At 72.5% G+C, this 15,177-nt stretch carries 14 protein-coding genes; 9 read left to right on the plus strand and 5 right to left on the minus strand.

What is annotated here, in order from left to right:
• Positions 1 to 210 precede the first annotated feature (210 nt).
• From LIU39_RS04320 to LIU39_RS04330, 3 genes are all read right to left on the minus strand, one after another.
• Positions 211 to 570, minus strand: coding sequence for a cupin domain-containing protein (locus LIU39_RS04320; protein ID WP_227044715.1), 360 nt, complete (start codon positions 568 to 570; stop codon positions 211 to 213).
• Positions 571 to 743: 173 nt separating this feature from the next.
• Complete coding sequence (locus LIU39_RS04325; protein WP_227044718.1) at positions 744 to 1,973, minus strand: serine hydrolase domain-containing protein; 1,230 nt, start codon at positions 1,971 to 1,973, stop codon at positions 744 to 746.
• Between the two features lie 274 nt (positions 1,974 to 2,247).
• Positions 2,248 to 3,066 carry a lipase family protein gene (locus LIU39_RS04330; RefSeq protein WP_443742994.1) on the minus strand — a complete coding sequence of 273 codons (819 nt, stop codon included), beginning with the start codon at positions 3,064 to 3,066 and terminating at the stop codon, positions 2,248 to 2,250.
• 324 nt (positions 3,067 to 3,390) lie between these two features.
• Between LIU39_RS04330 and LIU39_RS04335 the strand changes: the two genes are divergently transcribed.
• The 6 genes from LIU39_RS04335 (at position 3,391) to LIU39_RS04360 (ending at position 10,576) form a co-directional block, all read left to right on the plus strand.
• Complete coding sequence (locus tag LIU39_RS04335; RefSeq protein WP_227044798.1) at positions 3,391 to 3,729, plus strand: hypothetical protein; 339 nt, start codon at positions 3,391 to 3,393, stop codon at positions 3,727 to 3,729.
• A 114-nt stretch (positions 3,730 to 3,843) separates the two neighbouring features.
• Complete coding sequence (locus tag LIU39_RS04340) at positions 3,844 to 4,464, plus strand: 2Fe-2S iron-sulfur cluster-binding protein (RefSeq protein WP_308409340.1); 621 nt, start codon at positions 3,844 to 3,846, stop codon at positions 4,462 to 4,464.
• Entirely contained in the window at positions 4,461 to 5,450 is a 990-nt protein-coding gene (locus LIU39_RS04345; RefSeq protein ID WP_227044721.1) for an FAD binding domain-containing protein, read from the plus strand. Before LIU39_RS04340 ends, LIU39_RS04345 begins: the two co-directional genes overlap by 4 nt.
• 58 nt (positions 5,451 to 5,508) lie before the next feature.
• On the plus strand, positions 5,509 to 7,632 hold the full coding sequence (locus LIU39_RS04350; RefSeq protein ID WP_227044722.1) for a xanthine dehydrogenase family protein molybdopterin-binding subunit: 2,124 nt from the start codon (positions 5,509 to 5,511) through the stop codon (positions 7,630 to 7,632).
• A 137-nt stretch (positions 7,633 to 7,769) separates the two neighbouring features.
• A complete protein-coding gene (locus LIU39_RS04355) occupies positions 7,770 to 8,294 on the plus strand; it encodes an ATP-binding protein (protein ID WP_227044724.1) in 525 nt (174 codons plus the stop codon).
• 230 nt (positions 8,295 to 8,524) lie between these two features.
• Positions 8,525 to 10,576 (plus strand): phosphocholine-specific phospholipase C, encoded by a 2,052-nt coding sequence (locus LIU39_RS04360; RefSeq protein WP_227044726.1) that lies wholly within the window; start codon positions 8,525 to 8,527, stop codon positions 10,574 to 10,576.
• Positions 10,577 to 10,604: 28 nt separating this feature from the next.
• On the opposite strand, the gene hutG is transcribed toward LIU39_RS04360, so the two are convergent.
• Positions 10,605 to 11,573 carry a formimidoylglutamase gene (gene hutG, locus LIU39_RS04365; RefSeq protein WP_227044728.1) on the minus strand — a complete coding sequence of 323 codons (969 nt, stop codon included), beginning with the start codon at positions 11,571 to 11,573 and terminating at the stop codon, positions 10,605 to 10,607.
• A gap of 149 nt (positions 11,574 to 11,722) precedes the next feature.
• Here hutG and hutC point away from each other — a divergent pair, with 149 nt between their 5' ends.
• Entirely contained in the window at positions 11,723 to 12,487 is a 765-nt protein-coding gene (hutC, locus tag LIU39_RS04370; protein ID WP_227044729.1) for a histidine utilization transcriptional repressor HutC, read from the plus strand.
• Here hutC and LIU39_RS35185 read toward each other — a convergent pair.
• Positions 12,454 to 13,314, minus strand: coding sequence for an IclR family transcriptional regulator (locus LIU39_RS35185; protein ID WP_227044731.1), 861 nt, complete (start codon positions 13,312 to 13,314; stop codon positions 12,454 to 12,456). The two genes, hutC and LIU39_RS35185, sit on opposite strands and share 34 nt — an antisense overlap.
• Before the next feature lie 151 nt (positions 13,315 to 13,465).
• Between LIU39_RS35185 and LIU39_RS04380 the strand changes: the two genes are divergently transcribed.
• Both LIU39_RS04380 and LIU39_RS04385 read left to right on the plus strand, forming a co-directional pair.
• Positions 13,466 to 14,890 (plus strand): amino acid permease, encoded by a 1,425-nt coding sequence (locus tag LIU39_RS04380; protein WP_227044733.1) that lies wholly within the window; start codon positions 13,466 to 13,468, stop codon positions 14,888 to 14,890.
• A gap of 104 nt (positions 14,891 to 14,994) precedes the next feature.
• Positions 14,995 to 15,177 (plus strand): hypothetical protein (locus tag LIU39_RS04385; RefSeq protein ID WP_227044735.1); only part of this gene is annotated, 183 nt, incomplete at its 3' end.

Raw genomic sequence — 15,177 nt, forward strand, 5'->3', positions numbered from 1 at the left:
CAAGGCGTACTCCGTTGTTCGGGTGGCTGATGCGGGTGGGCGCGGGCCGTCGACGCTGCCCGGAAGCGGCCCGGCGGCCTGAGCATATGCAACATTTCTGTGGGGGAATTACCTCGAATGCACCCCTGTTACCGAATCGCAGTGGGCCACGGCCAGGGCCTGCGCCCGGCCGGGACACCGGTGGCCGCCGGGGCACCCGGGGCACGGATCTCACGGATCGGCGACACCCGGCGGCCGGGGGAGCGGCGCAGCACTCAAGGCGCGCGCCCCCGCTTCGCCTCCGCCTCGGCCGGGCAGCGGCCATGATGACGGACGGAGAGGGGTGCGCTCCCCGTCCTGATCGAGAACGACCAGAACCTCCGCAGGTCCGCCGTGGGCCCGGAGAGCGTGCGGGGCCATGGTGGAGAACTGCGCCGCCCGGCCGGTCTCGACGAGAAGGCGCCGCTCGCCGAGCAGCGGAACGACGGTCCCCGACAGGACGGTGCGCCAGTCCGTGCCCGGGTGGGCGCCCAGCTCGTCGGCGTCGTGCGGGCCGGCCTCCCGGGTGAGGCGCATCGTGGCGACGCCCATGCCCTGCGGGCCGCCCGCGCGGCTCAGCGGCCAGGTGGTCAGGCCGCGCGCCTCGTCACCCTCATCGACGGCGAAGGGCCCGACGGCTTTCTGCGGCGCCAGGACCTCGCCGTCCGCTCGACCCGGACGGTGAGGTCAGCCAGGCGGCCCCACGAACCCCGGCCGCGGTGAATTCAGGCGCCGCCGTCCGCCACGGCGCGCACCACCCGGCTCCCGCCGCGCTCCTCCAGCGCCGCGTACACCGCCGCCACCAGCCCCACGTTGCGCGGATCCTCGCCCGCGGTGCCCTCGCCGTAGCGGTTCATGGTGTACGCGTAGGACAAACGATTCTCCGGGTCGGCGAAGGCGAACGAGCCGCCCGCGCCGCCGTGTCCGAACGCCCGTGGGTTGGGGCCCGACCGGCCCCCGGGATTGACCATGTAGCCCAGCCCCCAGCGCATGCCCGTCCCGGCGGGCGCCAGCGCATTGATCGCCAGATCCAGCTCCTGCGGGCGGCTCTGCACCTGCCGCATCGCCGCCAGCGTTCCGGGCCCGACCAGCCCGCCGCAGGCCAGCGCCCCGTAGACGGTCGCGAGCCCGAGCGCCGAAGCGTGCGCGTTGCCCGCCGGGATCTCGGCACTGCGGTAGACGGCACTGTTGACGTCCCCGGTGGGGATGTACGTCAGCGACAGCATCAGCGCCGCCAGCGGATGGTCGTCGATCGAGGCGTACGGCGGCAGCGGTGCATCGGGGAAACGCTCGATGAGGCGCGCCTCGTCCAACTGCCCCACCATGTCGGCGCAGTGCGGGTGTTCCTCCTCCGGAGTGCCGATGAAGACCCGCGCGCCGAGCGGTTCGGCGACCTCGGTCCGCAGGAAGGTGCCGACGGACACTCCGGTGATCCGCCGGACGACCTCGCCGACCAGATAGCCGAACGTCAGCGCGTGGTACCCCTGGGCGGTGCCCGGCTGCCACCACGGGCGGGTCGCGGCGAGCGCCGCGCAGACCCGCTCCCAGTCGTAGGCCGCGGGCAGCGGCAGCGGCTCGTGCGGTGCGATCAGCCCGGAGCGGTGGCTGAGCAGCCAGCGCACCGGCAGCTCCGCCTTGCCGGCCTCGGCGAACTGCGGCCAGTACCGCGCGACCGGCGCATCGAGGTCCAACTCGCCCCGTTCCACCAGGATATGGGCGCAGAGTGCGGTCATCCCCTTGGAGGTCGAGTAGACGTTCACGAGGGTGTCGCGGTCCCAGGCCCTGGTCCGGGTCGCGTCGGTGTGCCCGCCCCGGAGGTCGACGACGGGCGAGCCGTCCAGGGTCACGGCGAGTGCCGCGCCGATGTCGCCGTGCACGGTGAAGTTCCGCTCGAACGCGGCACGCACCCCGTCGAAGCCGGGTGCGCAGGTACCGCTGACGGTGGTCGCTTCCACGGGCCCTCCTGTCGTTGTGCCCGGACCTTCGTGCTGCCGGCGCGGACGCGCCACGGTCCCGTACGCGATGATCCGGCCCGCCAGGACGGGCGGCAAGCCCGGTGCGTCGTTCCGTTGGTGAGGGGTGGCCGTGGCCGGATGAGTGGTGGATGGGTGGTGATGCAGCGTCAAGTGAGGTGAATTCGCGGGAAGTTGACGTCTTCGGACAGTGGGATGCCTGTCCCGGGCGGGCCGCGCCGGTAGGTCGTGGGGTGTACCGGCGCGGCGCGCGGGTTCAGGTCCGGTTCTTTTCCAGGGCCTCGATGTAGCGGTCCATCAGGTGGTCGCGGACGCCGTCGGAGGCCGGGGCGAACGCGTCGGCGGTGAGGCCGCGGGCGCGGTCGAAGAGGCCACCGAGGGCCGGCATGGTGTTGTGCAGCGCGCCGCCTGAGTCGATGTAGCGCAGCGCCTTGACGTGATGGAACACCGGCTCCGGGGGCAGTTGGGGCACGATGTCGTTGTTGTTCACGAAGCGGTACATGCGCTGGGCGAATGCCTTGTCGAACGCCCCGGCGAGCAGCCGGTCGCAGGTGCGCGGCTGGCCGAAGGTGTAGACGCCGTCAGCCGTCAGGCCCGGCTCCTCGAAGTGCAGCCGGGCACCCGCGAGCATCGCCAGCGCCCCGCCCAGGCTGTGCCCCGTGAACCACACCGTCTGCTCCTTGTCGCCGAACTCCCGCACGGTGTCCAGGACGTGACTCCATACTGCGTCCAGTGCCTCGGCGAAGCCGTAGTGCAGGAAACCCACCCCGCCGGGGCCGAGCCACGGTGGGGTGGTCGCGTCGGACAGCCAGTCGCGCAGCTGGATCGGCTCGGTGCCGCGGAAGGCCGTGACGATCATGTCGTCGTCGGCCATCGTGTACGCCTGGGTGTCCGTCAGGGGGAACGGCGGCCGGAAGGCCGTCACGTGGTGGCGCACCCGGTCGAATCCCCAGTCGTGGGCGGTGGATTCGATGGTGCTCTCGTCCTGGTAGGCGAGCTGGGCCGCGCGCGCCATGCACAGGGCGCGGTCGACGCTGTACTCGGTGCTGCGGCGGTCGCCGGCGAAGGTGGTCACGGTGGTCTCTCCAGAAGGCGTGGGGGTGGGGGTGAAGCGGCAACAACGTGATTACGGAATGCTCGCTATGGCTACACAGCGTAATGTCGATGTGGTGTGCCGCACCGCACGCAGCCGTCAAACCACTCGTACGTGCCACGCGGAGGGATCCGGGTCTCCGGTCGCACGCACCGGTCGGGCGGGTGAGCCTGGACGTGTCGGCTCCTAGAGGAAGGCCCCACAGTGAACAGCGCGCAGCACGCGAACCAGCCGGGACAGCCCGGACCGGTCAAGGGAAAAGAGCAGGCGCCGCCGCCCGAACCGGCGTACCACCCGGAGGCCGAGGTGGTCGTCGAACTCACCGAATGCGCGACGCAGGACGCCCACAGCGTCTTCAGCGCGCTGCGCACCTCCTTCGCGTGCGACCGGGCACCCGACGACGTGCCCCAGAACGTGGCCGGGGTCGGCCCGACCGTGTGGACCGCGACCTTCGACGTGACCGACCTGCGGGGAACGGCGGAGCCGCGGCGGCTGACCGAGCCCGTGACCGTCAGCCTCCAGGGCGGCTACTGGGCGGTGGCCAGGCTCCGGGACAGCCTGGCGCCGGCCTTCGCCGTCCGGGTGATGGGCACCGCGGCGGGTGACCAGGAGCAGGAGGTCCAGCTGCGGCTGGAGAACCGCTGAAACGGGCCCGGCGTGCCGCCCGGACACACCCGCGAGCAGCCGTCCGCCGACGGGCGCGGGCCGCGGACTGCTGGTAGTCAAGGAGACAACTGCCCAGCTCCGAAAGGCGAGCGCGTGGAGCCCACCGCACCTCCCCAGGACGTCGCAGGACCACCGCCCGCCGACGGGCATTCCGACCTGGTCCTGCACGTCAACGGCACAGCGCACCGGCTGACCCTGGACCACCGCACCACGGTCCTGGACGCGCTCCGCGAGCACCTCGGCCTCACCGGCGCCAAGAAGGGCTGCGACCACGGCCAGTGCGGCGCCTGCACCGTGCTCGTCGACGGGCGGCGCGCCAACAGCTGCCTCCTCCTGGCCGTGGCCCAGACCGGCCGGGCCCTCACCACCATCGAAGGTCTCGCCGACGGCGACCAGCTGCACCCGCTCCAGGAGAGCTTCCTGGACCGCGACGCCCTCCAGTGCGGCTACTGCACCCCGGGCCAGATCTGCTCGGCCGCCGGCCTGCTCGGCGAGGCCGCGGACGGATTCCCCTCGCACGTCACGCCGTACACCGCGGCCCCGGGCGCCCCGGTGGAGCTGACCGCCGACGAGATCCGCGAGCGGATGAGCGGCAACCTGTGCCGGTGCGGCGCCTATCCCCGGATCGTCGAGGCGGTCGGCGACGTGGCCGCACACGACGGACGGGCCGCCGCAGGACCCCTGGCACCCGCCGGCCAGGAGGTGGCCTCATGAAACCGTTCGGCTACCTGCGGCCCGGCACCGTCGTCGAGGCCGTCCAGGCCAGGGCCGCGCACCCGGGCGCCCAGTTCCTCGGCGGCGGCACCAACCTCGTCGACCTCATGAAGCTCGGCGTGACCGCACCCGACCTGCTCATCGACGTCAGCCGGCTGCCGCTCGACCGCATCGAGGAATTGCCCGACGGTGGGGTGCGCATCGGCGCCACCGTCCGCAACAGCGACCTCGCGGCCGCCCCCGTCGTACGCGACCGCTACCCGGTGCTCTCCCAGGCGCTGCTGGCCGGCGCCTCGGGGCAGCTGCGCAACACCGCCACCACCGGCGGAAACCTGTTGCAGCGCACCCGCTGCGGCTACTTCCAGGACACCTCGAAGCCCTGCAACAAGCGGGAACCCGGCACCGGTTGCCCGGCCCGCGAGGGCGCCCACCGCGACCTGGCGGTACTCGGGCACTCCGCACACTGCGTCGCCACCCACCCCTCGGACCTCGCCGTCGCGCTCGCCGTCCTCGACGCCACCGTCGACCTGCACGGCCCGGACGGCGAACGCACCGTCCCGGCCGCCGCGTTCCACCGGCTGCCGGAGGACCATCCCGAACAGGACACGGTCATCGCGCCCGGCGAAATGATCACCGCGGTGCAGCTGCCGCCGCCACCGGCCGAGGCGCACTCGCTCTACCGAAAGGCCCGCGACCGCGCCTCGTTCGCCTTCGCGCTGGTGTCCGTCGCCGCCCAACTCGACGTCCGCGACGGCATGGTGCGGCACGCGGCACTGGCCTACGGCGGCCTCGCGCACCGGCCCTGGCGCGCCACCGCGGCCGAAGAGGTGCTGCGCGGTGCCCCGGCCACCGCCGATACCTTCCGGCGCGCGGCGGACGCCGAACTCGCCGCCGCCGAGCCGCTGCGCGACAACGGCTTCAAGGTCACCCTGGCCCGCCGGCTCACCGTCTCCGTCCTGGGCGAACTCGCCGTCCGGCGCCGATGACCCCACCGCCCGCGGTCGCCCACCACCACGACGCAAGGACCATGTGAGGACGCGCGCCATGAGTCACGATCCGCACCCCGCCCCGCCGCCCGCCACCGGGCACGTACTCGGCGCGCCCGTCGTGCGCCGCGAAGGCCGCGAGAAGGTCACCGGCAGCGCGCGCTACGCGGCCGAACACGCCCCGCAGGACTGCGCGTACGCCTGGCCGGTGCCCGCCACCATCGCCCGCGGCCGGGTCACCGCGGTGCACACCGCGGACGCCCTCGCGCTCCCCGGAGTCCTGGCCGTCCTGACGCATCAGAACGCGCCGCGGCTCGAACCGCCCGACGACCCGATCCTGGCGTTACTCCAGGACACCGAAGTCCCGCACCGGGGCTGGTTCGTGGCGCTGGCCGTCGCCGAGACCATCGAAGGCGCCCGCGCCGCGGCCGAGGCCGTCCGCGTCAGCTACGAGAGCCTCGACCACGATGTCGTCCTGACCGCGGACCACCCGGGTCTCTACACGCCGAAGGAGGCCAACGCCGGGCACGCCGGGGCGCGCGAGAGCGGCGACTTCGACACGGCGTACGCGGGTGCGCTGATCACCGTCGACGCGACGTACCGCATGACCCCGCTGCACAACCACCCCATGGAGCCGCACGCTTCCACCGCCTGGTGGGCCGGCGGCCGGCTGACCGCCCACGACTCCAGCCAGGGCTCCACCCAGGTGCGCAATGATCTCGCCGCCGTGTTCGGCCTGGCGCGGCACGCGGTCACCGTCGTCTCCGAGCACGTCGGCGGCGGCTTCGGCTCCAAGGGCACCGCGCGGCCCCAGGTGGTGCTCGCCGCGATGGCCGCCCGGCACACCGGGCGCCCCGTCAAGCTGTCGCTGCCCAGGCGCCAGATGGCCGCCGTCGTCGGCCATCGCGCGCCGACCATCCAGCGGGTGCGGCTGGGCGCGGGCGCCGACGGCGTCATCACCGCCCTCGCGCACGAGGTGGTGACCTCCACCTCGACCGTCAAGGAGTTCGTCGAGCAGGCCGCCGTCCCCGCCCGCATGATGTACACCTCGCCGAACAGCCGCACCGTGCACCGCGTCGTGGCCCTGGACGTGCCCAGCCCGTCCTGGATGCGCGCACCGGGCGAGGCCCCCGGCATGTACGCACTGGAGTCGGCGCTCGACGAACTCGCCGTCCTCCTGGACCTCGACCCGGTGGAACTGCGGCTGCGCAACGAACCCGGCACCGAGCCGGACACCGGCCGGCCGTTCAGCAGCCGCGGCCTGGCCCGCTGCCTGCGCGAGGGCGCGGACCGCTTCGGCTGGCGCCCCCGCGACCCGCGCCCCGCCGTCCGGCACGAGGGCGACCTGCTCATCGGCACCGGCGTCGCCGCGGCCACCTACCCGGTGCTGATCGCCCCGTCCAGCGCACAGGCGCACGCCGCGGCCGACGGCAGCCACCGCATCCGCGTCACCGCCACCGACATCGGCACCGGCGCCCGCACCGTGCTCGCCCAGGTCGCGGCCGCGGCGCTCGGCGTGCCCGTCGACCGGGTGCAGGTCGAGATCGGCCGCAGTGACCTGCCGGACGCCACGCTGGCCGGCGGCTCGATGGGCACCGCGTCCTGGGGCTGGGCGGTGCACAAGGCGTGCACGGCGCTGCGGGAGCGGCTGCGGCAGCACGAAGGGCCGCTGCCCGCCGAGGGGTTGACCGCCGCCGCCGACACCGGCGACGAGGTCGCCGCCGGATCGCCCTACGCACGCCACGCGTTCGGCGCGCAGTTCGCCGAGGTGCAGGTCGACACCGTCACCGGCGAGGTCCGCGTCCGCCGGATGCTGGGCATGTTCGCGGCCGGCAAGATCCTCAACTCCCGTACGGCGCGCTCCCAGTTCATCGGCGGGATGACGATGGGGATCGGCATGGCGCTGACCGAACACAGCACCGTGGACCCCGCCTTCGGGGACTTCACCGAGTGCGACCTGGCCTCCTACCACGTACCGGTCTGCGCCGACGTCCGCGCGATCGAGGCGCACTGGCTCGACGAGGAGGACCGGCACCTCAACCCCATGGGCAGCAAGGGCATCGGCGAGATCGGCATCGTCGGCGCCGCCGCGGCCGTCGCCAACGCGGTACGGCACGCCACCGGCGTGCGCCTGCGCGACCTCCCGCTCACGCCGGACGTGCTCCTGCCGCACCTGCCCTGACACCGGATCTGTTGCGCGTGCCGCCCGGTGGGGTGACGATGGTTTTCACTCGTAAGTGACCACTGCTCACTCTTCGTGTCGGTCCTCGGGGTGCAACGCGGTGCAGCGGGTGAGCCACGCGGTGAGGAGCCACGACCATGACCTTGTCCAGCAACCGGCGCTACGCGGCCGAACTGCCCGCTTCGGCGGAGCGGGTGCCGCAGATCCGGCGCATCGTTGCCGCGCATCTCCGCCACTGGCACCTGGAGGCGGAGATTCCGGCCGTGTGCCGGGGGGTGGCGGAGCTGCTGACCAACGTTCACCGCCATGTCGGCCCCGACGCCGCCTGCCTGGTCGAGGTCCGCTGGAGCGGCCGGCATCTGACCGTATCGGTCGCCGACCGCGGCCCCCGGATGCCGCGGCTGCTGAGCGCGGGCGACGGCGGTCTCGCCGCGGTCGCCGCCCTCAGCGACAGCTGGGGCACCTGCCCCACCACCGAAGGCAAGGTCGTGTGGTTCACCCGCCGGGTGGCCGCGACCCGGCAGGCACCGGTGTCCGCACGGCCGCCACTGCGCAGCGTGCCGGACGCGAAGCCGCGGCCCGGCGCCGAGGTGCCGGAGCCCGAACCCCGGCCCGGCGACGGCAGGTCCGGGCCCAGGGCCGACGAGGCGCTGCTGGTCTGACACCGGCCGCGCGGCCACCGCATCCCACGGCGAGGCGCCCGCCCCAGCGGCGGGCGCCTCGCCGCGCCATGCGATGGCCCGGCTGTTCGTGGCGTGGCCCCGCACCGGTCACTCCTGTGTCACCACCCCTTCCCCGGCACTCGGTCCTCTTGGAAGACTCTGCTGGCCCCTGTCCCCGACCCGCGCACACCACGTCAGCACACCCCCCACCCCAAGAGGTTCCCGGACTCATGCCTGAACTCAACCGGCGGCGCTTCCTGCAGATCGCCGGCGCCACCGCGGGCTTCACCGCCCTCTCGCACAGCATCGCCCGCGCCGCCGCCATCCCCGCCACCCGCAGCTCCGGCTCGATCAAGGACGTCGAGCACATCGTCGTACTGATGCAGGAAAACCGTTCCTTCGACCACTACTTCGGCTCCCTCAAGGGCGTACGCGGCTTCGGTGACCCGCGGCCGATGGCGCCCGCGGGCAAGCCGGTCTGGCAGCAGTCCGACGGCACCAAGGACGTGCTGCCCTACCACCCCGACGCCGAGAACCTCGGTATGCAGTTCATCGAGGGCCTCAACCACGACTGGGCCGGCGGCCACCAGGCGTGGCACGACGGCAAGTACGACCAGTGGATACCCGCCAAGTCCGCCGGCACGATGGCCTATCTGACCCGTCAGGACATCCCGTTCCACTACGCGCTCGCGGACGCCTTCACCGTCTGCGACGCCTATCACTGCTCGATGATCGGGGCCACCGACCCCAACCGCTACTACCTGTGGTCCGGCCACGCGGGCAACGACGGCAAGGGCGGCGGCCCGGTACTCGGCAACGACGAAGCCGGCTACGACTGGACCACCTACCCCGAACGCCTGGAGCAGGCCGGCATCTCCTGGAAGATCTACCAGGACACCGGCAACGGCCTGGACGCCGCGGGCGGCTGGGGCTGGATCGACGACGCCTACCGCGGCAACTACGGCGACAACTCCCTGCTCTACTTCAACAAGTACCGCAACGCCAAGCCCGGCGACCCGCTGTACGACAAGGCCCGCACCGGCACCGACGCCAAGAGCGGCGACGGCTACTTCGACCACCTCAAGGCCGACGTCAAGGCCGGCAAACTCCCGCAGATCTCCTGGATCGCCGCCCCCGAGGCGTTCTGCGAACACCCCAACTGGCCCGCCAACTACGGCGCCTGGTACGTCTCCCAGGTCCTGGACGCGCTCACCGCCAACCCCGAGGTGTGGAGCAAAACGGCGCTCTTCCTCACCTACGACGAGAACGACGGCTACTTCGACCACCTCGTCCCGCCCTACCCGCCGGCCTCCGCCGACCGCGGTGCCTCCACCGTCGACACCGCCCTCGACTCCTTCCCCGGCGACAGCCGCTACGCCGCGGGCCCCTACGGTCTCGGGCAGCGCGTGCCGATGCTCGTCGTCTCGCCCTGGAGCACCGGCGGCTACGTCTGCTCCGAGGTCTTCGACCACACCTCCGTCATCCGCTTCATGGAGAGCCGCTTCGGCGTGGCCGAGCCGAACATCTCGCCCTGGCGCCGTGCCGTCTGCGGTGACCTCACCTCCGCCTTCGACTTCGGCCTCAAGGACACCGATCCGGCCGCGCTGCCGGACACCGGTGCCTACGAGCCGCCGGACCGCGACCGGCACCCGAGCTACGTGCCCAAGCCGCCCGCACAGCCCGTGCTCCCCAAGCAGGAAGCGGGCTCCCGCCCGGCCCGCCCGCTGCCGTACGCGCCCCTGACGGACGCGTCCCTGACCCCGTCGACCGGGAAGATCACCCTCACCTTCGGCGGCGGCGCATCGGCCGGCGTGTGCTTCCTGGTCACCGCGGCGGACCGCTCGGACGGCCCGTGGACGTACACCACCGAGGCCGGCAAGCAGCTGTCCGACACCTGGAACACCGCCTACTCCCAGGGCGGTTACGACCTCACGGTGCACGGCCCGAACGGATTCCTGCGCACCTTCCGTGGCACCGGGAAGACCGCGGGCCCCGAGGTGACGGCCCGCCACGACGCGGCCGGCGCCGTCGAGCTGACCCTCACCAACGCCGGCGCCGCCGACTGCGTGCTCACCCTCGCCGAGAGCTACCGCGGCACCAGCGAGCAGGTCACGGTGGCGGCCGGCGGCCGGGTGACGCACCGACTGGCGCTGGGCGACGGCGCGCGCTGGTACGACCTGGGCATCACCTGCGAGGGCGACGGCACGTTCCTGCGGCGCCTCGCGGGCCACGTCGAAAACGGCCGCCCCGGGGTCAGCGACCCGGCGATCATCACCGGCTGACGGCAGCGGCGGCGCGGCTCACGGGCGGTCAGCCGCGCCGCGGCACGGCCACGGCGCCGGTGAGAACCCGGTGGATCAGCCGGGCACCTGCGCGGGCCGTGCGGCCGTCGATGTCGAGTTCCGGGTTCAGCTCGGCGACGTCGCAGACGGCCAGCTTCCCGCTCGCCGCCACCGTGGCGCACACCCGCTCCACGATCTCCATCGGCACGCCGTACGCGGCGGGCGCGCTGACACCGGGCGCCGCCGCGGCCGGCAGCACGTCGAGGTCGATGCTCAGGTGGACGAGGTCGCAGCCGCCGAGGAACGCGGCCACGAACACCTCGACGCGGTCCAGGCCGAGCAGCCCGCAGTCGGTGTCCTCCAGGTAGCGGACGCCGAGCCGGCCGGCGGTGCGGAACAGCCGCTCGGTGTTGCTCGGCCGGCTGATCCCCAGCACCCGGTAGTCCAGCAGCCGGCCGCCGCGTTCCTCGTCCCGCGCCATCTGGAGGAACGGCGTGCCGGAGCTGGGCGTCGGATCGTCCCGCAGATCGAAGTGCGCGTCGAGGTTCAGCACGCCGAGCCGGGCGCCCGCACGCACCGCCCGGCTCCGGGCCAGGCCGAGATAGCTGCCGTAGGCGGCCTCGTGGCCGCCGCCCAGCACCACCACCGGCCGCCCCTCGTCGACGAGCGGGCCGACCGCCTCGCCCAGCCGGCGCTGCCCGGCCTCCAGGTCGCCGCAGGTCACCGCGATGTCCCCGGCGTCCAGGGCGCGCAGCGGCGCGGGCAGCGCCAGGGAGGCGAGCGCGGCACGCAGCGCCCCGGGGCCGCCGGCCGCACCCGGGCGCCCCTGGTTGCGCCGGACACCCTCGTCGCTGCGGAAGCCGACGAACGCGGCGTCCCACGGCTCGTCCCGGCCGGCCGCCGTGCGCACCATGTGGTGCCAGCGCAGCCGGTCCGCCCCGGGCCCGTCACTCCGGCCCTTCCACCCGGGTACCGGCACATCCGCTGCCATCGTCATCCCTCTCAGCTCCTCCGCCGCGCCTCCATGACAGCGCCGGGCCGCGCACCGGACCAGGGACGGCGTCCGGATTGCTCGGATCCGAGACGCCATAGAATCGCGGTGCACGCGGCGAGGGCCCGTGGTGCGCGAACCACGAGGCGAGGGCGGTGAACGGCGTGGTGGTGGAGGCTGCGGATCTCGCGCGGCGGTACGCACAGGGTGCGTCGGCTTCGGCGCCCGCGTACCAGCGGGTGAAGGACCTGGTGACCGAGCAGATCATGAGCGGCAGGTGGCGCGAGGGCGACGCCCTGCCGTCGGAGAGCCGGTTCGTGGAGGCGCTCGGCCTGTCCCGGATGACGGTCAACCGCGCGCTGCGTGAGCTGGCGGCCCAGGGCCTGATCCGCCGGGTGATGGGCGTCGGCAGCTTCGTGGCCCTGCACAAGGGCAGCTCCGCGCTGGTGGAGGTGCACAACATCGCCGACGAGGTGCGCGGGCGCGGGCACCGCTACCACGCCCAGGTGCTGTTCGTCCGCGAGGAGGCGGCGGAGCAGGAGACCGGCGAACGGTTCGGGCTGGGGGAGCGGGCCAGCGTCTTCCACTCCCAGGTGGTGCACTTCGAGGACGAGGTGGCGATCCAACTGGAGGACCGCTACGTCCATCCGGACTTCGCCCCCGGCTACCTGGAGCAGGACTTCACCCGGCGCACCCCGTTCACGTTCCTGTCCGAGGTGGCGCCGCTGGGCAAGGGCGAGCACGTCGTCGAGGCGGTGCTGCCCTCGTCGGACGAGTGCGGCATCCTCGGTGTCGCCCCCTCGGAGCCCTGCCTGCTGATCCAGCGGCGTACGTGGTCGGGCGACGCGCTGGTGAGCATCGCGCGGCTGCTGCACCCGGGGTCGCGCTACCGGCTGAAGGGCACGTTCGATTCCCGCTGAACCACCGCGCCACCGTCGTCTCCGGCCACGGACGGCGCGCGGCCGGAGACGGCCGCGGTCAGCCGCGCCGCGCCCCGCAGCAGGGCCTCGCGCACCTCAGCGGCCGCGCGCGGCTGGTGATGGCGGCACCAGGTGCTGCTCAGGGCGGCGACCGGCTGCCCGTGGTGATCGAAGGCGGCCACGCCGACCGAGCGGAAGCCGGGGGAGATGAGCTCGGTCTCCTCCGACCAGCCGCGCGCCCGGTCCCGTGCCAGCTGTTCGCGCAGTTCGGCGAGCGAGCGCGGGCCCTTGCCGGTACGGGTGATGAGGTCGCCGGGCCGGGAGAAGACGGCGCGCAGCTGTGCCTCGGCGCAGTGCGCGAGGAGTGCCCGGCCGCTGGCGGTCAGATGGGCCGGCAGCCGGACGCCGACGTCGGTGACGAGGGCGGCACCGGCGCCGCCGCGGCCGCCAGGCGGCTGCTCCTTGAGCAGGTAGACGGTCTCGGCGCCGTGCAGGATGCCCAGGTGAACGGGGTGTCCCAGGCGGTGGGCGAGGCCGTGCAGGATGGGGCGCGCGAGCCGTTCGAGCGGCTCGTGACGGAGGTAGGCGGTGCCGATCTCGAAGGCGGCGACGCCGAGGCCGTACGCCTGCTCCTGGGGGAGATAGAGGACAAAGCCGCGATCGATCAGGATCGCCAGGATGTGGTAGGCGGACGAACGTGGGATTCCGAGGTCGCGGGCGAGGGCCGAGGCCCGTACCGGGGCGGTGCGGGCGGCGAGGTGCAGGAGGATGTCCAGCGCCCGCCCGACGGCGGGTGAGGCGCTCGATGTCGTCTCGTGTTCACGCACTGGACCACCCCTTGACGCTCCTGTCTATACAGGAATATACAGGCGCTCTTCCAGCCGCGCGAGGGGTGTTAGCGACCTGCTCGGCCAGGTCGTCGTACATCCACGCCATACGTCAGGGACGGACGTGCTGTTCCCGGAGGAGGAGCATCCTTTGACCACCGACACAGCGACTTTGCGCAGGGGCCTGCGGTCGCGCCACATACGTTTCATCGCGCTGGGATCCGCGATCGGCACCGGCCTCTTCTACGGCTCGTCCGAAGCGATCCAGGCCGGCGGCCCCGCGGTCCTGCTCGCCTATTTGATCGGTGGAGCCGCCGTCTTCCTCGTCCTGCGCTCGCTCGGCGAAATGGCCGTGCACCACCCCTGCGCAGGCTCGTTCGGCGAATACGCGACGAAACACCTCGGATCGCTCGCCGGATTCACCACCGGCTGGACCTATGCGTTCGAAATGGTCATCGTCTGCATCGCGGACATCACCGCACTCGGCGTCTACATGGGCTTCTGGTTTCCCGATGTGCCGCGCTGGATCTGGCTGCTGGCCGCCATCGTCGTCATCGGCGCGATCAACCTGCTGCACGTCAAGGTATTCGGCGAGCTGGAGTTCTGGCTCTCGCTGGTGAAGATCGTCGCCATCATCGCGATGATCATCGCCGGTATCGCCATTCTCGTCCTGGGCATCAAGGGCGGCGGCGCACACGTCGGCATCTCCAACCTCTGGAACAACGGCGGGTTCTTCGCCCACGGCGCCCACGGATTCATCATCTCGTTCGCGGTGGTGATGTTCGCCTTCGGCGGCACCGAGATCATCGGCGTCACGGCGGGCGAGGCGGAAAACCCGGAGAAAACCATCCCGGGAGCCGTCAATTCCATCCCGCTGCGCATCGTGCTGTTCTACGTGCTGACGCTCGCCGTGATCATGTCCCTGGACCCGTGGCAGCACGTCGGGTCCGACGGCAGCCCGTTCGTCCAGATCTTCGTCGGCCTCGGCATCAAATCCGCGGCGGCCGTCCTGAACGTCGTCGTCGTGGTCGCGGCCCTGTCCGCGATCAACAGCGACATCTTCGCCGCCGGCCGGATCATGTACGGCATGGCCGAACGCCGCCAGGCCCCGTCGATGATGCGCAGGCTGTCCCGCAGCGGCGTCCCCACGATGACCGTCGCCATCATGATCGGCGCCCTGCTCCTCGGCGTCCTGCTGAATTACCTGATCCCCGACCAGATATTCCTCATCATTTCCTCCATCGCCACCTTCGCCACCGTCTGGGTATGGCTGATGATCCTGCTGACGCAGGTCAAGGCCCGCCGCAGCATGTCGGCCGAGGAATCCGCCGCGCTCGCCTATCCCGCGCCTTTCTGGCCGTACGGACAGATCATCGCGGTGGTCTTCATGGTGGGGGTCATGGTCCTGCTGGCCTTCTCCGCAAGCACCCGGATCGCCCTGATCGTGGGCGCCGTCTGGCTCGCGCTTCTTTCGGTGGTGCACCTGATCTGGATACGCCCGCAAAACGCCGCCACACTCGCGCCGGATCCCGTCGGCACGACACCGGCCGAGACGGCGTCGGCCCCCGCGGAATAACCGCACAAAAGAACTCCGGGCCCCGCGGTACGCATCAGGAAATGCGGACCGCGGGGCCTCTGCGTCGGCTGGGGCCGCAGTGACCGGGAACGTACGCCGGGCCGGTGCGCCTGGCCGATGGCGGACTGCCCGGCCGGCTGGGGGACCGGCGGCATCGGCTGGAGGGCTGTCGGCAGGTGCCGGGCCGCATCGGGAGCCGTGAGCCGCGCCCCGCAGGCGACCGCAACGGCCGCCCTACAGGTCCCGCAGGACCCGGCAGCAACGGCGTCCGTGCCGCGCACACCTGC

Origin of the sequence: Streptomyces pinistramenti (genome assembly GCF_020564935.1) — a bacterium.
In the GTDB taxonomy this organism is placed as follows: domain Bacteria; phylum Actinomycetota; class Actinomycetes; order Streptomycetales; family Streptomycetaceae; genus Streptomyces; species Streptomyces pinistramenti.